Below are 18,780 nucleotides of genomic sequence, written 5' to 3'. Positions count from 1 at the left end.
CGGCGGCGCGGGCCGGCGCGCGCGCCAGACGGGTCAGCTCGCGCTCGCGCCGGCAGCCGGCAGCCACGGCTGGTCGTAGCGATGCACGCGGCGGGCGTCGGCGAGGCTCGCGCCGTCGGTGACGGCGGCGATGATGCGCGACTCGGTCTGCTCGATCGCATGCGCGCGCTTGATCACTTCCTCTGCGTGCTGCCTCGGGATCGCGACGCAGCCGTTGTCGTCGCACACGATCAGGTCGCCTGGATGCACGACCACGCCGCTGACGTCGACGGGCACCTGGGTCGCCTGAAGCTGCGCGCGGTTCTTCGCGGTCTGCATGAAGACCGCCCGGCTGAACAGCGGGTAGTTGAACTGCCTGACGGTGCCGATGTCGCGCGCGGCGCCGTCGATGACGGTCCCGCGGATATTCCGGGCGACCGCGACGTGCGTGAGGATGTCGCCCCATACCGTGCAGTCGGTGCGGCCCGCGTTGCTCGAGACGATCACCGAATCGGCGGGCACGTCGTCGATGTAGTTCGCGGCATTCCTGAACCCGGCGGTGTCGCTCACCGGCTCGTAGCGGACCGTATACGCGAAGCCCGCGCAGCGCGCGCCGGGCACGCGGGCCGTGAGGCCGTGAATGCCGCCGGAGAGGCGCAGGCTGTCGAGCGCATCCGACAGGGACGCAGTGTCGAGCTGGCGGCAGGCGGCCAGGAGATCGTGGTCGTACGCGATGGGTTGAGGTTGGGTCATCTTGAAGAGTCTCGTTGGAGGAGGGCATCGCGGGATCGGGGCGACGCCAGCTCGAGCGTGCAGCGCTCGACGATGGCGTTGGCGACTTCGCGCGTGGTCGACGTGCCGCCCAGGTCGTAGGTGCGGCAATCGGTGCGCGCGACGCTGCACACCGCCGAGCGGATCGCGGTTGCTTCGCTCGCGTAGCCGAAGTGATCGAGCAGCAACGCGATCGTGAGGAACATGGCGCTCGGATTGGCCTTGCCGAGGCCGGCATGCGCGGGCGCGCTGCCGTGCACCGGCTCGAAGTACGCGCCGGATTCGCCGATGTTCGCACTGGGGGCGAGCCCCAGGCCGCCCATGACACCCGCGCCGAGATCCGACAGGATGTCGCCGAACATGTTTTCCGCGACGATCACGCCGAATCGCTCCGGACGCCTGACCATCCACAGTGCGACGGCGTCGACGTTGTCGATGGCGACGGCGATCCCCGGATAGTCGGCGGCGACCGCTTCGATGATGTCCCGCGCGAACGCGCCGCTATGGCGCAGCACATTGGGCTTGTCGGCGAGCGTGACCTTGTCGAAGCCATGCCGTCGTGCGTAGTCGAATGCGAAGCGGAACAGCCGGGTGAGTCCGTTGCGGGTCTGCAGCCGTACGGCCATCGACGCGTCTTCCGCGGCGACGTGCTGCCACGGCGCGCCGGCGCGCTGGTGGCGCGACAGTACCGCCTCGAATTCCGCGGGAATACCGGGGAAATCCAGCCCCGCATACAGGCCCTCGGTGTTCTCGCGAATGACCGCGAACCGGTAGCGGTCGGGGCCCAGCACGTCGACGATCGGCCGGACGTTCGCGAAGAGATTGAGCTTTTGACGCAACTGGATGACGGGCGACACGTACTGCAATCCCGTGCCGCGAAGTTCCGCCGCGAGCTCGCTCTCCGCCTCGCGCATCGGCTTGCTGGTAATGGCGCCGAGCAGCGTCGCGTCGCTCGCGGCGATCTGGTCCCACGTGGCGTCGGGAACCGGATCGCCCCCGGTGCGCCAGCACGTCCAGCCGATATTGCCGAAGGTCAGCTCGGTTGAAATGCCGAGCGCGTCGAGCACCGGCAGTGCGGCGTGCGTGACCTCGACGCCGATGCCGTCGCCCGGCAGCACGCAGATGCGTAGCGGCCGCCCCGGCCCGATGTTGGCGCGCGCGTTCATTCAGAGTGCTCCGACGCGCGTTTCGGCGCGGCGCGCGGGTGCCGCGTGCGGTTGCGCCGTGGCGGCCTCGCTGGTCTTGCGCTCGTCGCGCACGCGGCGCAGCGTGCGGAACCACTCGGCTTCGGAGCCGTCGGCGAGGGTTGCCGCGATCTTCTGCTTCGCGTCAAACGAGATGTTGTATGCGCCGAGCATGATGTCGACGAGCGGTGCGGGCTGGCTGCTTTCGGTGACATGCTGTGCGGCGTACGACGACAGCTCGAGCACCTTGACCAGGTCGTAACGGGTGGGCTGGTCCAGGCGGTCGAGGTACGCGACGATCATGCTCAGGTGCAGGTTGCCGGCGCCCTTGCCCATGCCGCACAGCGACGCGTCGATGTATTCGGCGCCGGCATCGAGTGCGGCGAGCGTATTCGACAACGCGAGCGACAGGTTGTTGTGCGCGTGGAAGCCGAGCGGTACCGCCACGCGGCTCGCGAGCTTGCTGATCAGGCGCTGCGTGTCGGACGGGATCATGTTGCCGTTGGAGTCGGCGTAGACGACGAGATCCGCGCCCGCATCCTCGGCGCGTACCGACATTTCGGTGATGGCGTTCAGCGACATCGTCGTCACGTGCGTGACGTTCGCGCTGACCTTCAGGCCGCGCCGCTTCGCGCTCGCGATGGTGCCGAGACCGTCGTCGAGCTGGTCGGGGCGCAGGCAGACGCGGACCATCGCGACGCCGCGCTCGGTGAGCATGTCCAGGTCGCTGTCGTCGATGTTGCGCGGGTGCACCATCACGCAGAGATTCGTCTTTCCGTCGGCGGCGTGGACGAGCGCGTCGATATAGCTTTCGTCGACGGCGCTGGTGAGCCCGTGTTCGTTCTTGCGTACGAACGACCCTTTCCGGTAACCGATCTCGACGTACGGGATGCCCGCGTGCGCGAGCCGGCGCGTCGTCTCGACGGCGAATTCGGCCGTGAAATTGAAGTTGTTCCGATAGCCGCCATCCCGCAGGGTTACGTCGGTGATGATGATGTCGTTCATTTCTATGCCTCGTTTGAAGAGTTGGGAAAACGAAACGAAATTCAAGCCTTGAACATGGCGCAGCCGCTTTTGTTATCGATCTGTTCTTTTCTGTTGTTGTTGGACGGAATTTAAGCGATGAGGAAATGAGCGTCATCATCCTTGAGGATGATTGGCGGTGGCGGATTTCGGCAGGCCGGAATCGCGGGGCGGTCGCTGCGCGTGCACGTTCGTCGGGCAGCGGCACCATGCCTGAGCCGGCGTGCTCCGAAAACGTCCCCGCTCGCCCGACGATGGTGCGAGGCGGTTCGCGCACTACGATTCTTGAATGAACGCTGGATGACGCAGCGGCGAATATCCGTTCAATCCACGCCGATGCGCGCCGGTCGTGGACGACTGATCGACAGGATGAGAATCGAATAAGGTTATGACGGGGCGACGTGGGTGTTGGGAGGCCGGGGCGGCAGCCGGTGCGATCCCCGCCGTCGTTACTCGGCGGCGGGTGGGCATCGTCGGTTCCTTATGCGGCTCGCGGCTCGCGGATCAGGCGCCTCACCGGGGCCAGCCAACACAATTGAACGCGATGTTCGCCAGCCCGTTTCGACGCCAGCGAACGGCAGGGATTGAACGAGCTATGAACTGAAATCACATCAACACCTTCACCTATGCACTAGCTTGACATCTGTCGACGCGGCACCATTGCTGCATGAACGCGCTCGCGACAGCTTTTCAACAAGGTAGAGAGACGATGGCAAAGGTCGGACTGGTAGGTTGGCGTGGCATGGTCGGTTCCGTGCTGCTGAAACGGATGCGCGACGAGGGCGACTTCGCAAAAATCTCGCCGGCGTATTTCAGCACGTCGGCGGCGGGGCGCACGTATCGCGATCCGCGCGGTGTCGAGCACCGTCTGCTCGATGCGAACTCGATCAAGCAACTCGGCGAGATGGACATCGTCATCACCTGCCAGGGCGGCGACTACACGAAGGCCGTCTATCCGGCGCTTCGCGCATCGGGCTGGAATGGTTTCTGGATCGATGCCGCGTCCGCGAAGCGGATGGACGACGATTCGATCATCGTGCTCGATCCGGTCAACCGCGCGCAGATCGAGGCCGGTATCGCGGCTGGCGTGCGCAACTACATCGGCGGCAATTGCTCGATCACGCTCTCGCTGATCGGTCTGGCGGGACTGTTCCGCTCCGGTCTGGTCGAGTGGATGAGCATGATGACCTACCAGGCGGCGTCGGGCGCCGGCGCACGGCACGTGAAGGAATTGCTCGGTCAGATGTCGGCCGTCGCGAAGTGTGTCGACGGCAGCCTCGCCGATCCGGATACGCCGGTGCTCGACGTGCTGGCGAAGGCGCACGCCGCCGCGCACGCGAGCGACTACCCGACCGAGGCGTTTGGCGTGCCGCTCGCAGGCAGCATCGTTCCGTGGATCGACAGCGACCTCGGCAACGGCGTGAGCCGTGAGGAATGGAAGGGCGAGGTCGAGACAAACAAGATCCTCGGGCTGCCGCCGGGCACGATCCGTGTCGACGGACTCTGCGTGCGCGTTGCCGCACTGCGAAGCCACTCGGCCGCGATCACGCTGAAGCTGAAGGAGGATTGCGAGCCCGACCAACTCGAAACGCTGATTCGCGATGCGCACGAGTGGGTCGACTTCGTGCCGAACAACAAGCAGGAGACGATCCACCGACTGTCGCCGGCCGCCGTCAGCGGGTCGCTGAAGATCGGCGTGGGCCGACTGCGCCGCCTCAACGTCGGGCCGCACATGTACAGCGTGCTGACCACGGGCGATCAACTGCTGTGGGGAGCGGCCGAACCGCTGCGGCGCGTGCTGAACATCATTCTCGACGCACGGTAGGGCGCGTGACCGGGAGCGGCCGTTCCGGCATCGCCGGATTCGGCCGCCTTGGTGTGACGCAGTGTCCGGAATGACAGGGGGGAGCGCGATTTCCCGCGTAATGATCCGGCCGCCTGACAGGCACAAGGCAATCCGTTGTTCCGGGAGTGTCCTTGTGTCTTCAGCGACGTGGGGCCGCTTCGCATGACGGCGCAATCATTGCCGAGTCGCAGTCACGGCAGGCGACAGCGCGAGCGGCATCCGGTTTTCGCGAGCGCACTGACGCCGGTGACGAAGCGGCCCGTCATTGCCGTCGCAGCCGCGTTTTCATTCGGTTTCGGGAAAGGGCAGCACGGTCCCGTAATTCACGCCGAGTCCGATTCGCGCATAGCCTTCCCGTTCGCACCAGCCGCGGAAGATGACGGTATCTCCGTCCTCGAGGTAGCCCCGTTGCTCGCCATTGCCGATGTCGACGCGCTGCGTTCCCGCGACCGTCAGCTCCAGCAACGCGCCGGCTTCGCCTGCCGACGGCCCTGAAATGGTGCCGCTTCCCAGCAGGTCGCCACTCTGCAGATTGCACCCGCCGACCGTATGGTGGGCGATCATCTGGCCCAGCGTCCAGTGCTGGTGCCGGAAGCTGGTTCGGGTCAGCGTGCGAGGCGCGATGCCGTTCGCGAACTGGCGCGCGCTGAGGATCGACGCCTCGAGCTGGATGTCGAATGCGCCGCTGTCGGCATTGTCTTGCGCACTCAGGTAACCCAGCGGCTGCGGGCGCCCGGGCGCGCGCGACCAGGTCGTACGGTACGGCAGCAGTGCTTCGAGGGTGACCAGCCACGGCGAAATCGTGGTGGCGAAGTTCTTCGCGAGGAACGGCCCGAGCGGCTGCATCTCCCACGCCTGGATGTCGCGGGCCGACCAGTCGTTGAGCAGGCACAGGCCGAAGATGTGTTGCGGCGCTTGCGCCAGCGGGATCGGCCGGCCTCGCAGGTTGCCGGTGCCGATCACCGCGCCGATCTCGAGTTCGTAGTCCAGCTTGCGACAGGGGCCGTAGACCGGCGTCGGAGACGCTGTGTCGCGAAACTGCCCCATCGGACGATAGACATGCTGGCCACTGACGCCGATCGACGAGGCCCGGCCGTGGTACGCAATGGGTAGCCAGTCGAAATTCTCGCTGACGGCCATGCCGAGCGGGCGGCTGGCATTCAGCGCATGATCGAGCGAGGTATAGAAATCCGTATAGTCGCCGATGCGCACGGGCACCGCATACTCGGCTTCGTGCTGCGGGACCAGTGTCTTTCGCACGATCGCCTCGGCGCTGCTGCCTGTCTCCAGCAATGCAAACAGTGCGTGGCGCAACGCTTGCCATGCGCTCGGGCCCAGGTCCAGGAGCAGGTTGAGTGTCGGCCCGGATGCGGCGCGTATCGCGTCCGCCGCCAGGCCGTCGAGCCCGATCGATCGCGCCAGTGCGGCGAGGTCGACGATCTGATCGCCGATGCCGATGCCGCCGCGCCAGGGTTGGTCGCTGGCGGCGCGTCGGAAGACGCACAGCGGCAGGTTTTGCAAAGGAAAGTCGGTGTCGGGAGCGTTTGCCTGCTCGAGCCAGCTTGTGCGGGACACGTCGTGAGTGTGATTCAGTTCCATGGAAACCTTCGGGAAAGGCGTGGCGCGGATCAACCCGCGAACGAGGGCGGGTCTTCGAAGATTGCGACGGCCCGGGTCCATCCGGCCGACGCGCCGCGGATCTTGTGCGGGAAGCACGAAATGAAGAAGCCGTGCGGAGGCAGGACTTCCAGGTTGTGCAATTTCTCCAGGTGGCAGTAGCCGATGTTGCGGCCTGCCTTGTGCCCTTCCCAGATCAGGGCCGGGTCGTGCGTGCCGGCATATTTCCTCGCCGTATGCACGAACGGCGCATCCCAGCTCCATCCGTCCGTTCCCGTGAGGCGCACACCGCGCTCGAGAAGGTACATCGTCGCTTCCAGACCCATCCCACACCCGGAAGAAACGTAATCGGGCTGCCCGTAACGCTTGCCTGCCCGCGTATTGATCACGACGATCTCGAGCGGCTCGAGCGTGTGGTCGATGCGGCGCAGTTCTGCCTCGACATCGTCGGCCGTGACGACGTAACCGTCGTCGAAACCGGTGAAATCAAGTTTGACGCCCGGCTGGAAACACCATTCCAGCGGCACTTCGTCGATGGTGATCGAGGGCTCCTGCTTGCCGGTCGATCGGTTCATCGTGCTGTGGAAGTGATAAGGCGCGTCGAGATGGGTGCCGTTGTGCGTGCTGAGCTGGATGTATTCGATTGCCCACCCTTCGCTATCGGGCAGGTCGGAAGTCTGCATCCCGGGGAAGAACGCGGTCACGTCCTTCGCCGTTGCCTGGTGGGCCAGATACTGAATCTTCGGGCCATACCCGGGCGGATCGGAAATGACGTCGTTTTCCAGGTAGATCGAGAGATCGACGAAGCGTCGGGTCATGTTCGGTTACCTCGTAATGGTGGGGCGGCAATGGTGCGAATCGGCTCGGTCGGTTGCGCCGCAGGCAGTCGGGACGCCGGGAACGAATGCCGCAACCCGTCGATGCGAATCGGCCGGAATGAAAGCAGTGGACGCCGGACACGGGCTCGCGACGCTGCGTTTCATCGTGCAACCGGGGGCGGCGGGGTTCGGTTCCGGCAGTCAATGCTACATACTGACTGTACGATCGTACAGTCTCATTTTCGCAGGGTAAACGAGGATGAGCTGTCGCGAACCTGATACTCGACGTTGCGTGTTGTGCCGGGTGTCATGTCGGCCGACTGACCGGCGGGTGAGTGAATCCGCGGGAATGTCCCGGCCCGGTCAACGATTCAGCGACGGATTTCCGGTCGTGATCCGGCCTGGTTGGCAGCGTGCGGCTGACTGTACGAACAGTTGGGAAAATGCGCGTGGGATAGAATCGGGTTCGTGCTGAACGAGGACATGGTTCATGAGCAAGGCGGTGGCGAACGACGGAAAGGGACCGGGCAGGAAATCGGCAGCGAAGCCGGAGATCGAAAAGCGGGAACGGATTCTCCTGACCGCGGAGCGACTGTTCGCGGCCGACGGCTATCACGGCGTGTCGATGCGGGATATTGCCAAAGAGGCCGACGTCGGACTCCCGTTGATCGTGTACCACTTCGAAACCAAACTGGGCCTGTACAGGTCGATATTCGAATATCGAAGGTCGCTGTTCGACGAGCGGCGGATCCTGCTCGAAAAGATCGCCGATTTCGAAGGCCCCGACGCGCTGCTGAAAATTGCAACGGCTTTCGTGCTGCCTATCGTGAAGAGTTATGCGACGCCGGACGGCAGCAACTATGCGATGCTGGTTGTGCGAGAGGCGTCCGATCCCCAGGAAGAAGCCCGCGGCATCATCGAGGCGTATTACGACCCGGTCGCGCGAGCGTTCATGGCGGCGGTGAAACGGGCGTTGCCCGGTGTGACGGACGAGTACTTGCACTGGAGCTATCACTTCGCTGTCGGCGCGCTCGTCATGAGCGTATTCGACCGACGCATCGAGCGTCTCTCCGGCGGGAAGTTTCGAAACGTCGACGTGACCAGAAAGGCAAAAATGCTCGCGGCATTCATCGCGGACGGGATGCAGGGCGGCGCGCGTCGATTCAAGCGGCGATAGCCTCGGGGGGCTGGATATCGATGTACCCGCCCGGCAGAACCCGGCAGCGTTCGTCGAGTACCGTGATCCATGCACGGCCCGGTTCGAGCCAGGAAATCGAAATGACCGCGTATCGAATCCGCGCCCGCCGCCGTTCATTCGCGGCCATGCGCATGGCGAACGACATGCCGGACGGCGAGCGGCGCTTGCCGTCCCGCCCAAGGCCAACGACCCGCAGTCTTTTCAAGCCCGACGGATCACGCCCTCGATTCGAGTGCCTGCCATGCACGTCCTACATCCGCGACATGCATGGGAGCGGAAGCGGCTAGCGGCCGAACACCCGCTCGGCCAGCCGGACGTTGTCGTCGCATATTGAATGAACGTCAAGAGTCGCCATTCGCGGCCTCGTTTTGCGAACACGCGTCGTTTCCGGCACGACACTCACCGTGTGCTTCGGGTTGACCTGTCCCGCAGCGCTCGATATCTCGAAGCACGAAGAGAAGTTCGCCCTGGGCGCGCAGCCTGATCGCGGTGCGCATCCAGGAACGAAGCGAGTGAAGCAGGGCGTCAATCCTGCTCTTCAGGCGTGGGCGACTTTGCACGGAAGGGTCTTCCTGGCGCAGTGGGCGCGTGTGAGCCGATTCACCAAGGCAAGGCGATCTCGAGCGTCTCCCGGTTGTCGCCGAGGAACAGCGACGGGAGGAATCGCGCCAGAAACGTGAACTCGTTATAGCAGTGCATGAGCAATGCGCGGCCGAACTCGTCGGGAAAAATCTCGGCGACTTCTGCCGGACGCTTGCCCAGCATGGGCAGGTCCTGTCCCAGGTAGAAGTGGCTGCGCAGGGCGAGGCCCCACGCGGTGTCACGTCCGATATGGAGCAGGCGTCCACCGAGTACCCGTCCGTCCGGCGTTCTCTCGGGAGCGTCGCCCAACCCGATGCAGCCGCACACCGCCGCGGTCACGCGCCCTTCCTGCCGGGCGCTGTCATACGCCCCCTTTTCAAAGAACTCGGTGGCCGCTCTGAACTGGATCGCGAGCCGCTGCGAGGGCAATCCGGTGAAATATTCCTCGACCAGGTGGATGGAGCCGACATGGGTGTGGGTTTCGCCCTCCGCCCAGGCACTGCTGACATGGTCCACCGGGTGCCACCAGCGATAGTGGCGGGTGTCCGGCCTCGAGCGAAACCACCATTCGAACATCTCGCCCGTGCAGTTGTGCAGATCCGTGCGGCAGGCGACGTGCAGGACCCCGTCGTCCAGTCTTTCGTAGCCCGTTTCAAGGCGCAACGGCGCGGGATTCAGCAGCGAGCCAACCTCTTCGAGTTTCATGTTTCTCTCCAGTAGTGTCGGTGCCCCGGCCGATGTGCCGGGCCAGTGTTCGATTCCACACCAACGATGTGCAACATGAGAATGGGGAAAAGCACGGGCGACGGTACGCTTTCCGTCGGCCGCATATGCAGCGTGCGACACGCTCCGTGGGTGCGGGCCGCCGGCGTCAGAACGTCGTCGTCATGCCGAGCCGGCCGATTGCCTGGGAATGGCTGCTCGATCCCGCGTTCGATCCGAACAGCCCGTTGATCCATGCGCCCGTTGCCGGATCGTCGCCGGAGGCATACTGGTAGACCCCCTCCACATACACGGCCGTGCGCTTCGAGAACCAGTACATCAGCGAGCTCGTCAGCTGGTGTGCCTTGTTGTTCTGCAGGATCGCATTGCCTTTCATGTACTCGTAGTTGGCGCCGAGCGTCCACGAGTTCGAGATGAACCAGTTTGCGCCGATCTGGCCGACGTCGATACGCGCCCCCGTCAGCGTATTTTTCGTATACGTATAGAGAACGTTCGCGAGGACGATCCCGCTGAAGTCGTAGTGCATGCCGGCGCCATAATTCCGGATGCCGTCGTGACCGTTGTTCATCTGCGGGTACTTGACCTCGGTGTACGCGGCGCCGACGGCGAACGGACCGTGGGAGTAGTTGACGCCGAAGCTGACCGTATCGGCGGACGAGAAATCCCCGGCGACCTGGCCGAATCCGTACAGTGCGCCGAACGTAAAGCCGGAAAAATCGGGCGATTTGTATTTGACGGAGTTCGCGACGCGCGACGAGCCGGCAACGCGGTCGAAATCGGACGAGCCTGTCGGATTGTTCGGGATCCCCAGTGCGGAAAACGGCCCCTGCCTGAAGTTGTAGAAGCCGCCGTACGACAAGGCGCCGTCGAAACCCGCGTTCCGGTCGTGGAAGCCCCCGAACAACAGCGACTCCCACATGAAATCGTACTGGTTGCCCGCGGTAATGTCGCCGAGAGTCGGGTCGGACAGGCCTACCCAGGCCTGCCGGGAAAACATCGATCCCGCGCCGGGGATCGACGAGCCGTCCGCGAGTTCGAACTGGCTCTCCAGCAAGAATACCGCCTTGGTTCCTCCGCCGAGATCCTCGGTCCCCTTCAGGCCGATCAGGTTCGGTGCCCAGATGCCGGTATCCAGCCGACCGTTGCCATGACCGCCCTGATTGCTCACGTAGGTGACGCCCGCATCCAGAAATCCGAACAGCGCGATCGAGCTTTGTGCATGGGCGCTTGCCGCAACCAATGACAGCGCCGCCAGCGATACGGTAGTTGTCCTCATGTCTCCTCCATTTTTTTTGACGTCTTTCCTGCTGCGGTGATCCGGTCGATGCCGCCTTCAATCGGCAGTGCCGAGATAGAGATGCCGTAACCGGGGATCCTTGCGTATCGAATCGACCGTCCCGGAGAGTGCGAAGCGGCCATGCTCCATCACGTGGACGTAGTCGGCCAGATCGAGCGCGCGTTCCACGTCCTGTTCGACGATCAACATCGTCATGCCCGACGCTTTCAGTTCGCGCAGGGCGAGATACAGGCGATCCATCATGACGGGGGCGAGGCCGAGACTGATCTCGTCGAACACGATGAGGCGGGGGCGCGCCATCAGCGCGCGGCCGATGGCGAGCATCTGCTGCTGTCCGCCCGACATGGACGTGCCCGCGTTCTTCCGCCTCTCGCGCAAGTCCGTGAACATGTCGTACACGTGTTCCAGCCGCTCGCGGATTTCCTTCGGGGGCGCGCGCCGGGCGGCCAGCACGAGGTTCTCTTCCACCGTCAGCGAACTGAATATCCGTCTGCCTTCCATGCACTGGGCGAAGCCCATGGCCGCAATGCGATGGGGCGCCGGATCGAGCAGGCGTTTGCCGTCGATCCTCATTTCGCCCGCGGTCGGGTGTACCGTGCCGGCCAGGACGTTCGCAAGCGTCGTTTTTCCCGCGCCGTTCGTACCCAGGATGGCGATCACGTCACCCGTGCCCACGGTGAGGTCGATCCCGTTCAGGACGCGCGCCTGACTGTATCCGGCATGGATTCCGTGAAGTTCCAGCAGCGGCGGCGACGCCGGCTTCTCATGCGCGACCCCGTCCGCCGTGTTTCCGGCGCCGGCCAGAACCGCCGTTTCCGGCTCGGCCCGGCTGTCGGGCCGATCGTTTCCGTGTGCGGTGCCGAGATACACGGCGGCGACTTCGTCGCTGGAAAGAACCGCGTTGGTCGGCCCCTCGGCGAACTTTCGCCCGAAGTTCAGGACGATCAGCCGCTGGCAGCATTCGCGCACGACACGCAGCACGTGTTCGATGATGATGATGCCCGCGACCTCGCCCTTGAGCGAATGAACGAGGTCGATGAGCTCGGTAATTTCGCTGTCGACGAGCCCCGCACCGACTTCGTCCAGCAACAGGATTCGAGGTTCGAGCGCGAGCGCCCTTGCAACCTCCAGGCGTTTCCTGCGCAGCAGCGGCAACTGTCTGGCCGGCAGGTTCGCGGAATCCAGCAAGCCGGTACGCTCGAGAATCCGGTCGCACGCATCGATCGCGTCGCGCTTCGACGTGAACGGATGAAGGCTGTACCGTGCGGCGAGCAGGTTTTCGCGTACCGTCATGTTCAGGAACGGCCGGGGTATCTGGTAGGTGCGACCGATCCCGGACCGTGCGCGCGCGGCCGCCCCCAGCCGGGTGATGTCCTCGCCCCGGAAGTAGACGTTCCCGCTGTCCGCCTTGACGGCGCCGCCGAGCAATCCGATCAGCGTCGATTTGCCCGCGCCGTTGGGCCCGACGATGCCCAGTATTTCGCCGTCCGCGACGGAGAGCGACACGGTGTCGGTCGCCACGAGGCCGCCGTACCGTTTGACCAGATCGGTGGCGAACAGCAGCGGAAGGGAATGTTCGGTGTTCACGGCTGCTCCTTTCGACCGAGCGTGCTTTCAATCAATCCGGCGATGCCTTGCGGCGCGAATCGGATGACCGCCATCAGGATGACGCCGGTCACGGCCAGGTGAAGGGCGGGCCAGTCGGCGAGGGCCTCGCCGAGCGCAACGACGAAAATGGTGCCCAGCACGGGGCCGGCGCGCAGCCCCTGTCCGCCGATGATCACGATGGATAGCGCGCTGATGGTCCACTGGAGGCCGAACGTTCCATAGGGCTCCACCGTGCCGAGCTTCAGGGCCTGGAGTGCGCCCGCGATACTGGTCAGGGCGCTTGCCAGCACGAAGGTGGCGAGCTTGACCCGGAAGGTGCGCACGCCGAGTTGCGACGCCGAATCCTCGTCGTCGCGTACCGCGCGAAGCAGGACGGAGAACCGCGAGCGCGTGACGGCGCTCATGACGACCATGGTGACCGTCACCAGGGCGATCGCCATGAGGAACAGCGTGCGCAAGCCGGGCGGATCCTGGGAGAGCACGATGCCGGATGCGCCGCCGAACCCGCCGTAGTTGACCATGAACAGCCGCAGGGCCTCGGCGAGCGCGAGTGTGCCGACCGTGAAATACAGACCGCGAAGCCTGAAGACGCCTTTCGAGACGACGAGGCAAAGCCCCGCGCCGGCAAGCCCGGAAAGCGGGATTGCGGCCCAGGGTGGTACGCCCAGCACGTTGACGAGACCCGTCATCGAATAGGCGCCTGCGCCGAAGAACGCAGCGGTGCCGAGGGAGACCATTCCGCCGTAGCCCGCCATCAGGTTCCATGCCTCGGCAACCGTCAGCAGCAGCAGGAGCCGGAAGCCGACTTCAAGTGCGTAGTCGCCCATCTGCGGGACGACGATCCCGGCGAGCAGAAGAAGGGCGCCGGTGACGATCGCAGGCGTCAGGACGCTCGTTGAAGAACGGGCGACGGCGACTCGGACCTGCTCCCTCGCCACCCGCGTAAGTGGATTGTTCGTGAGATGGGGCATTAGCGTACTCCGGACACCATGCCCTGAGGGCGCAGTGCGAGGGCGAAGAGGAAGATGACGAGGCCGACCAGATCGCGATATCCGTCGCCGAGAACGAGTGCGCCGATACTCTGGAGCACGCCGAGCGTGATGCCCGCCGCGAGCGTTCCGGAGATGTTCCCGATGCCGCCCATGACGACGACCGCGAAGCACATCAGCAGGTAGGTCGAGCCGGAGGCGGGCGTGAACGAAAACGCGGTTGCGATCAGCACGCCGCCCATCGCCGCGCAAGCCGCGCCCAGTGCGAAAGTGAGCGCATGGACCTTGGCGACGTCGACGCCCATGACCGCGGCGGCGGCCGGATCGACTGCCGCGGCGCGCAATGCGCGGCCGAATCCGGTGCGCGTGACCAGCCCGTGTACGCCCAGCGTCAGCGCCACGGATACGGCAAACCCGATGACGTAAATCTCCGCGACCGTGACCGGGCCGGCCGTGAGCGGGCGCGCGGCGTAGCTCGTGTTGATCGCCCGGGTGTCCGCGCTGAAGCACAGCAGGTACACGTTCTGGAGGATGATCGAAACGCCGAACATCGTCATCATCGGCGCTTCGGTGCCTTTGTTTGCCAGTGGCCGGATGAGGATTCCGTGAAACGGAAGCGCGATCGCCCCCGTCACGACGGCGACGAGCGGCAGACAGAGGAGCGGGTCGAGGCCGGTGTATTGGGCCAGGAAGAAGCCGAGGTAGGCGCCGCCCACCAGCAGTTCCCCGTGGGCCAGATTGACCAGGCGCATGACGCCGAGCGCGATGGACAGGCCCAGCGCCGTCAGGGCCAGCATGCCTCCGAGCAGCAGGCCGGATACCAGGCCGTTCAGGACTACAGAGAGATCAGGGAGCGAGTATTCGAGCATGATCGTGTCTCCGGTCCGGCGTCAGTGAACGGCGGGCAGCGGAAAGAGCAGTTTTCCGTTGGCCTTGTCTTGCGGCCATACCGTCACTGCCTTGCCGTTCTGCCATTGCATGACCGCCACGGGAATCCGGGACGTGTGATCGGCGTCGAACTTCACGTTCCCGACGACGTAGGCCTTGTCCGTCTTTCCCACAGCCTGATTGATCCTGTCGCGGTCGAGGCTTCCCGCATGGGCGATCGCGTCCAGCAGCACCTGGGCCGCCGCGTACGAATCCGCGATGTGCTGGCTCTGGGTTTGACGGGTTTCGGACTCGAAGCGCCTGCCGAGATCCGCCGCGCCGGGATAGGGAAAGCTCGGGTCCCAGTAGCCGCCGACCAGCACGCCGTCAGCCAACTTCCCGAGCGCCCTGGCGAATTGTTCCGGTTCCGCGCCTTTCTCCATGACCAGGATCCTGGGATGAAAGTCGGCCGATTCCATCTGCTTGCGCATCGCGATCGCCTGCGGCGGAATCGCATCGACCAGCACGATGTCGGCGCCGTCCGCCTTGGCCTGATTGATCATCGTCGTGAATTGGGTCGCGTCGACGGGAAACGCGTTCTGGCGCACGAGCGTGTAGCCGCCGCGGGTGGTCGCGTTCGGCCAGACCTCGCCGCCGACGACCCGGCCGTCGGGCCCGTTGTCGGACAGGATCGCCACCTTCCGGTTGGTCGGCAGCCGGAAGTCCGCGAGCATGCGCAACGGCGCGGTACCGAGGTCGGTTTCGTCGAAGAAGAGCGTCCACGCGTATTTCCACTGCCGGACGGCCCGGAATGCGCCGAGCGGATCGCATCCCGATACGATCGGAACCCGGCGTCGCTCCGCAACAAGCGCCCCGGCATTCACCAGCGCGGGCGTGCACGAGCCGAGCATGCCGACGACGCCGTCCCGGGAGATCAGCGTTTCCGTGTTGCTCGCGGTGACGTTCGGGTCGGTCTTGTCGTCCCGGATGATCAGCTTCACCTTGTATTGGGCGTTGCCGATCCTGATTCCGCCGGTCTTGTTGATGTCGTTCACGGCGGTTTCGTAGCCCCATTTCTGATAGGCCCCAAAACCGGCGAGCGGGCCGGACAGCGGCAGGGAGGCGCCGATCGTGACCTCGTCGGCCCTGGCCGCCGTCGCGGCAAGGCAAAGCGATGCGATTGCGACGGCTTTCGCCAGAATATTGGGATGCCTGATCATCTTGTCTCCAGATATGCTCGTTTTATGGTTGCGACCGGTCCACCTAGAATGCCGTCTGATCGGCTCCCTTGAGTTCCAGCATCTGGCGCGCCTCGTCCGGCGTTGCGATCTCGAGACCGAGTTCGTCGAGAATCCGGCGGATTTTATGAACCTGCTGCGCGTTGCTCTGCGCCATCTGGCCGCGACCGAGATAAAGGCTGTCCTCGAGGCCGACGCGCACGTTCGCACCGGCGACGGCGGCGTGCGTCAGCAAGGGCATCTGATGCCTGCCGGCAGCCAGCACCGACCACCGGTAGCTGTCTCCGAACAGCCGGTTCGCGGTATCCCGCATGAACGTGACGCATTGCGGGTCGGGCCCGATGCCGCCGAGAATGCCGAAGATCGTCTGGATGAAGAAGGGCGGCTTGACCAGCCCGGCGTCGACGAAGTGCGCGAGGTTGTACAGGTGGCCCACGTCGTAGCACTCGAACTCGAAACGCGTACCGCAGCCCTCGCCGAGGTGCTGGAGGATGTACCGGATATCCCGGAACGTGTTTCGAAAGATGATGTCCTCGGTGCCTTCGACATAGCCTTGCTCCCACGGATATTTCCATTCCTTGATCCTGTTCGCGGCAGGGTGAATGGAGAAATTCATCGAGCCCATGTTCAGCGACGCCATCTCGGGCCGAAAGCGCAGGGGAGGCGCAAGCCTTTCCTCGAGCGTCATCTTCGTCGAGCCGCCGGACGTGATGTTGATCACGGCATTCGTTCGTGCCTTGATCGCGCCGAGGAACTGCCCGAATATCGCGGGGTCCGCAGTAGGGCGCCCGTCGCCGGGGTCGCGCGCATGCAGGTGAAGGATGGCGGCGCCGGCTTGCGCAGCCTCGACGGCCTGCGTGGTGATTTCCTCCGGCGTCAGCGGCAGGTAAGGCGACATGGAGGGCGTGTGGATCGCCCCGGTCACCGCGCACGTGACGATGACCTTGCTCTGGTTTTTGGCCATTTGATTAGTTATCCTCGCGGCGATCTGCCGCATCCATTGCCTTCAGATGCCGAAACACCGACGATCGGAGTTCCGCCTGCTGTTGTTCGCTCCATCGACGAAAGCCGTGGCCGGTCTTCATGCCCAGGCGTCCGCTGCTCACGAGTGCGCTCAGGTACGGCGAAGGGGCCGGCAGACATTCGATTTCAGGCAGCAGGACCTGGTGGATCGCGAGCGTCAGGTCGGTGCCGACGAGGTCGGCATTTTCCAGCGGCCCCAGCACGGGCAGGCGGCGACCGAAACTCGCCTTGACCACCGTGTCGACGGTTTCGGCGTCGCAGACGCCGTTCGCCACCAGCGCGATCGCTTCCCGCCAAAGGGCGTGCTGAAGCCGGTTGCCGATGAAACCCGGAATGTCTTTCTCGACCATCGCCGGGGTTTTTCCTGCACGCTTGAGCAGATCGAACATCCGTCGCGCAATGGCGGGATCGGTGTCGGGCGTTCGGATGACCTCCACCAGCGGCACGAGGAAGGGCGGGTTCCACCAGTGCGTGCCCATGGCCCGGTGCCCCGACCGGAGCCGCTCCGTGATGCGGGTGATCGGAATGGCCGACGTGTTGCTGGCGAGGATCGTGTCCGCCGGTACGAGGTTTTCGAGTCGCTCGAACAGCGACTGTTTCCACGAAAGGTTTTCGGGGCCGGCTTCAAATACGATGTCGGCGTCGTCGACCGCCTCTCCGAGCTCGACGGCCGGCGCGATATTCAAGGATGCGGCGCTGTCGAGCCCGAGCTCGAGCAGGTTGTGCTCCGTGCGCGCGACGAGCGATGCAAGCGCCGCACGGTCGATGTCGAACACCTTGACCGGATGGCCCGCGAGTGCGAAAACCTGCGCGATGCCCTGACCCATCAGGCCCGCGCCGACAATGGCTATTTTTTCCATGATGTTCGGTCAACCTGCGGTGTAGCCGCCGTCGGCGTAAAGGGTGTGGCCCGTGTGGAAATCGGACGCTCTCGAGCAGAGGAAGAGCAGCGGGCCGGCCAGGTCCTCGGGTTCGCCGAGGCGACCCAGGGGCACGCGGGCGAGGAAGTCGGCGCGAACCCGGCGCGCCTTCTCTGTATCCTCGAACATCCACGCGGTCAGCGGCGAGCGAAAGACGGTCGGGGCGATCGCATTGACTGTGATGCCGTATTTGCCCCATTCGCATCCCAACGCGCGCGTCAGGCCATCCGTTGCCGCCTTCGACGCGCAGTACGCGGAATATCCGGCAGGGTGTCCGAGCTTTCCTCGTGCGGACGAGACGAGCACGACCTTGCCCGGCGTTCCCTGCCGGATCACCCGCTGCCCGAACGCCCTGGACAGGAGCCAGGCGCCCGTGATGTTGCCGTGCATCACCGCGTCGAAGCGGTCGGGCGACATCTCGATGATCGGGCAGGGGTCGTTCAGCCCCGATCCGACCACAAGGATATCCAGGGCGCCGAAAGCGGTTTGCCCGGCGTCCATGATGGCGTCGCAATCGTCTTCCGTCGCCGGCCTGCGCGCGACGGTCGTCACTTCCGCGCCGAGTTCCCGGCATTCCCGGGCCACGGCGTCGAGGGCCTTTTCGTTGCCGGCGGCGAGGACGAGCCTGGCTCCCGCCGCCGCGAGCACCTGCGCGGCAAGCTTGCCGAACGCGCCGGACGCCCCTGTTATCACTGCAACCTTGTCGCGCACCTCGAACAGCGACCCGGGCGATTTCAGCCATTCCATATTCATGCTGCGGTCTCCGCGTATGGCATCACGACCAGCATCGTGGCCACTTCGTTGCTGTTGTTCCTGACCTCGCGTACCTCATTCGAGGGAATTGCACAGCTATCGAGCGGGCCGAGGACGACCTCTTGCGAGCCGATGCGGATAGTCACCTCGCCGGCGAGGACGACGTAGACGCGTTCCATCGGGATGCTGTCCGGGCCGGCGCCGCCCGCCGGCAGAAAGTGCGAGAGGCCGACCCAGAACGACTCCGGTCCGCCGGGCGCGAAGCCTTGCAGGCGCAGGGAGCGCATGTCGTGATGGTTGGGCGCCTCGTAACGCCGGGCCTCGCCGTAGCGGGTGACTTTCAT

18 protein-coding genes are annotated in these 18,780 nt (G+C 64.8%); 2 read left to right on the top strand and 16 right to left on the bottom strand.

Annotation, left to right across the window (positions count from 1 at the left end; genetic code table 11):
• Positions 1-33: 33 nt before the first annotated feature.
• Genes GQ57_RS23600 through GQ57_RS23590 form a run of 3 tightly spaced genes read right to left on the bottom strand, consistent with a single transcriptional unit; the run spans position 34 to position 2,939 of the window.
• Positions 34-732, bottom strand: a complete 699-nt coding sequence (locus GQ57_RS23600; RefSeq protein ID WP_034199163.1) for an RraA family protein — start codon at positions 730-732, stop codon at positions 34-36.
• Positions 729-1,916 (bottom strand): isocitrate/isopropylmalate dehydrogenase family protein, encoded by a 1,188-nt coding sequence (locus GQ57_RS23595; RefSeq protein WP_052001449.1) that lies wholly within the window; start codon positions 1,914-1,916, stop codon positions 729-731. Before GQ57_RS23595 ends, GQ57_RS23600 begins: the two co-directional genes overlap by 4 nt.
• A complete protein-coding gene (locus GQ57_RS23590; RefSeq protein ID WP_034199162.1) occupies positions 1,917-2,939 on the bottom strand; it encodes an aldolase catalytic domain-containing protein in 1,023 nt (340 codons plus the stop codon).
• Between the two features lie 727 nt (positions 2,940-3,666).
• Here GQ57_RS23590 and asd point away from each other — a divergent pair.
• Entirely contained in the window at positions 3,667-4,782 is a 1,116-nt protein-coding gene (asd, locus tag GQ57_RS23585) for an aspartate-semialdehyde dehydrogenase (protein ID WP_034199161.1), read from the top strand.
• A gap of 306 nt (positions 4,783-5,088) precedes the next feature.
• Here asd and fahA read toward each other — a convergent pair whose 3' ends face one another.
• Together fahA and GQ57_RS23575 are read right to left on the bottom strand one after the other, a co-directional pair.
• A complete protein-coding gene (fahA, locus tag GQ57_RS23580) occupies positions 5,089-6,402 on the bottom strand; it encodes a fumarylacetoacetase (RefSeq protein ID WP_034199160.1) in 1,314 nt (437 codons plus the stop codon).
• 29 nt (positions 6,403-6,431) lie between these two features.
• Positions 6,432-7,238, bottom strand: coding sequence for a cyclase family protein (locus GQ57_RS23575; RefSeq protein ID WP_031400610.1), 807 nt, complete (start codon positions 7,236-7,238; stop codon positions 6,432-6,434).
• Positions 7,239-7,728: 490 nt separating this feature from the next.
• On the opposite strand from GQ57_RS23575, the gene GQ57_RS23570 reads away from it, so the two are divergent.
• The gene (locus GQ57_RS23570; RefSeq protein ID WP_052001448.1) at positions 7,729-8,415 is read left to right on the top strand and encodes a TetR/AcrR family transcriptional regulator; all 687 of its coding nucleotides are present in this window, start codon (positions 7,729-7,731) and stop codon (positions 8,413-8,415) included.
• Here GQ57_RS23570 and GQ57_RS23565 read toward each other — a convergent pair.
• The 11 genes from GQ57_RS23565 to GQ57_RS23515 form a co-directional block, all read right to left on the bottom strand.
• Positions 8,402-8,641: a hypothetical protein gene (locus tag GQ57_RS23565; RefSeq protein WP_034199159.1), complete on the bottom strand. Its 240-nt coding sequence runs from the start codon at positions 8,639-8,641 to the stop codon at positions 8,402-8,404. The two genes, GQ57_RS23570 and GQ57_RS23565, sit on opposite strands and share 14 nt — an antisense overlap.
• 395 nt (positions 8,642-9,036) lie before the next feature.
• Positions 9,037-9,723 carry a DAPG hydrolase family protein gene (locus GQ57_RS23560; protein WP_031400613.1) on the bottom strand — a complete coding sequence of 229 codons (687 nt, stop codon included), beginning with the start codon at positions 9,721-9,723 and terminating at the stop codon, positions 9,037-9,039.
• Between the two features lie 166 nt (positions 9,724-9,889).
• Positions 9,890-11,017: a porin gene (locus tag GQ57_RS23555; protein WP_034199158.1), complete on the bottom strand. Its 1,128-nt coding sequence runs from the start codon at positions 11,015-11,017 to the stop codon at positions 9,890-9,892.
• Positions 11,018-11,074: 57 nt separating this feature from the next.
• Positions 11,075-12,625 carry an ATP-binding cassette domain-containing protein gene (locus GQ57_RS23550; RefSeq protein WP_034199157.1) on the bottom strand — a complete coding sequence of 517 codons (1,551 nt, stop codon included), beginning with the start codon at positions 12,623-12,625 and terminating at the stop codon, positions 11,075-11,077.
• Positions 12,622-13,617, bottom strand: coding sequence for a branched-chain amino acid ABC transporter permease (locus GQ57_RS23545; RefSeq protein ID WP_081896748.1), 996 nt, complete (start codon positions 13,615-13,617; stop codon positions 12,622-12,624). The genes GQ57_RS23550 and GQ57_RS23545 overlap by 4 nt, the downstream gene beginning before the upstream one ends.
• On the bottom strand, positions 13,617-14,504 hold the full coding sequence (locus GQ57_RS23540; RefSeq protein ID WP_052001446.1) for a branched-chain amino acid ABC transporter permease: 888 nt from the start codon (positions 14,502-14,504) through the stop codon (positions 13,617-13,619). Before GQ57_RS23540 ends, GQ57_RS23545 begins: the two co-directional genes overlap by 1 nt.
• Before the next feature lie 21 nt (positions 14,505-14,525).
• The gene (locus GQ57_RS23535) at positions 14,526-15,722 is read right to left on the bottom strand and encodes an amino acid ABC transporter substrate-binding protein (protein WP_034199156.1); all 1,197 of its coding nucleotides are present in this window, start codon (positions 15,720-15,722) and stop codon (positions 14,526-14,528) included.
• Positions 15,723-15,765: 43 nt separating this feature from the next.
• Complete coding sequence (locus GQ57_RS23530) at positions 15,766-16,737, bottom strand: 3-keto-5-aminohexanoate cleavage protein (RefSeq protein ID WP_235215114.1); 972 nt, start codon at positions 16,735-16,737, stop codon at positions 15,766-15,768.
• Positions 16,709-17,623: a 3-hydroxyacyl-CoA dehydrogenase family protein gene (locus GQ57_RS23525; protein ID WP_063934594.1), complete on the bottom strand. Its 915-nt coding sequence runs from the start codon at positions 17,621-17,623 to the stop codon at positions 16,709-16,711. Before GQ57_RS23525 ends, GQ57_RS23530 begins: the two co-directional genes overlap by 29 nt.
• A 9-nt stretch (positions 17,624-17,632) precedes the next feature.
• Positions 17,633-18,436: an SDR family NAD(P)-dependent oxidoreductase gene (locus tag GQ57_RS23520; RefSeq protein WP_031400621.1), complete on the bottom strand. Its 804-nt coding sequence runs from the start codon at positions 18,434-18,436 to the stop codon at positions 17,633-17,635.
• Positions 18,433-18,780 (bottom strand): cupin domain-containing protein, encoded by a 348-nt coding sequence (locus GQ57_RS23515; protein ID WP_031400622.1) that lies wholly within the window; start codon positions 18,778-18,780, stop codon positions 18,433-18,435. The genes GQ57_RS23520 and GQ57_RS23515 overlap by 4 nt, the downstream gene beginning before the upstream one ends.

This window comes from Burkholderia sp. MSh2 (assembly GCF_000731655.1).
Taxonomy (GTDB): Bacteria; Pseudomonadota; Gammaproteobacteria; order Burkholderiales; family Burkholderiaceae; genus Burkholderia; species Burkholderia paludis.
The sequence above is the reverse complement of the archived record's forward strand: the minus strand, read 5'-3'. Positions and strand labels throughout refer to the sequence as shown.

Coding starts and splice junctions, on each gene's coding strand:
- GQ57_RS23600 (WP_034199163.1), bottom strand. CDS start 732: ATGACCCAACCTCAACCCATCGCGTACGACCACGATCTCCTGGCCGCC.
- GQ57_RS23595 (WP_052001449.1), bottom strand. CDS start 1,916: ATGAACGCGCGCGCCAACATCGGGCCGGGGCGGCCGCTACGCATCTGC.
- GQ57_RS23590 (WP_034199162.1), bottom strand. CDS start 2,939: ATGAACGACATCATCATCACCGACGTAACCCTGCGGGATGGCGGCTAT.
- asd (WP_034199161.1), top strand. CDS start 3,667: ATGGCAAAGGTCGGACTGGTAGGTTGGCGTGGCATGGTCGGTTCCGTG.
- fahA (WP_034199160.1), bottom strand. CDS start 6,402: ATGGAACTGAATCACACTCACGACGTGTCCCGCACAAGCTGGCTCGAG.
- GQ57_RS23575 (WP_031400610.1), bottom strand. CDS start 7,238: ATGACCCGACGCTTCGTCGATCTCTCGATCTACCTGGAAAACGACGTC.
- GQ57_RS23570 (WP_052001448.1), top strand. CDS start 7,729: ATGAGCAAGGCGGTGGCGAACGACGGAAAGGGACCGGGCAGGAAATCG.
- GQ57_RS23560 (WP_031400613.1), bottom strand. CDS start 9,723: ATGAAACTCGAAGAGGTTGGCTCGCTGCTGAATCCCGCGCCGTTGCGC.
- GQ57_RS23555 (WP_034199158.1), bottom strand. CDS start 11,017: ATGAGGACAACTACCGTATCGCTGGCGGCGCTGTCATTGGTTGCGGCA.
- GQ57_RS23545 (WP_081896748.1), bottom strand. CDS start 13,617: ATGCCCCATCTCACGAACAATCCACTTACGCGGGTGGCGAGGGAGCAG.
- GQ57_RS23540 (WP_052001446.1), bottom strand. CDS start 14,504: ATGCTCGAATACTCGCTCCCTGATCTCTCTGTAGTCCTGAACGGCCTG.
- GQ57_RS23535 (WP_034199156.1), bottom strand. CDS start 15,722: ATGATCAGGCATCCCAATATTCTGGCGAAAGCCGTCGCAATCGCATCG.
- GQ57_RS23530 (WP_235215114.1), bottom strand. CDS start 16,737: ATGCGGCAGATCGCCGCGAGGATAACTAATCAAATGGCCAAAAACCAG.
- GQ57_RS23525 (WP_063934594.1), bottom strand. CDS start 17,623: ATGGAAAAAATAGCCATTGTCGGCGCGGGCCTGATGGGTCAGGGCATC.
- GQ57_RS23520 (WP_031400621.1), bottom strand. CDS start 18,436: ATGAATATGGAATGGCTGAAATCGCCCGGGTCGCTGTTCGAGGTGCGC.
- GQ57_RS23515 (WP_031400622.1), bottom strand. CDS start 18,780: ATGAAAGTCACCCGCTACGGCGAGGCCCGGCGTTACGAGGCGCCCAAC.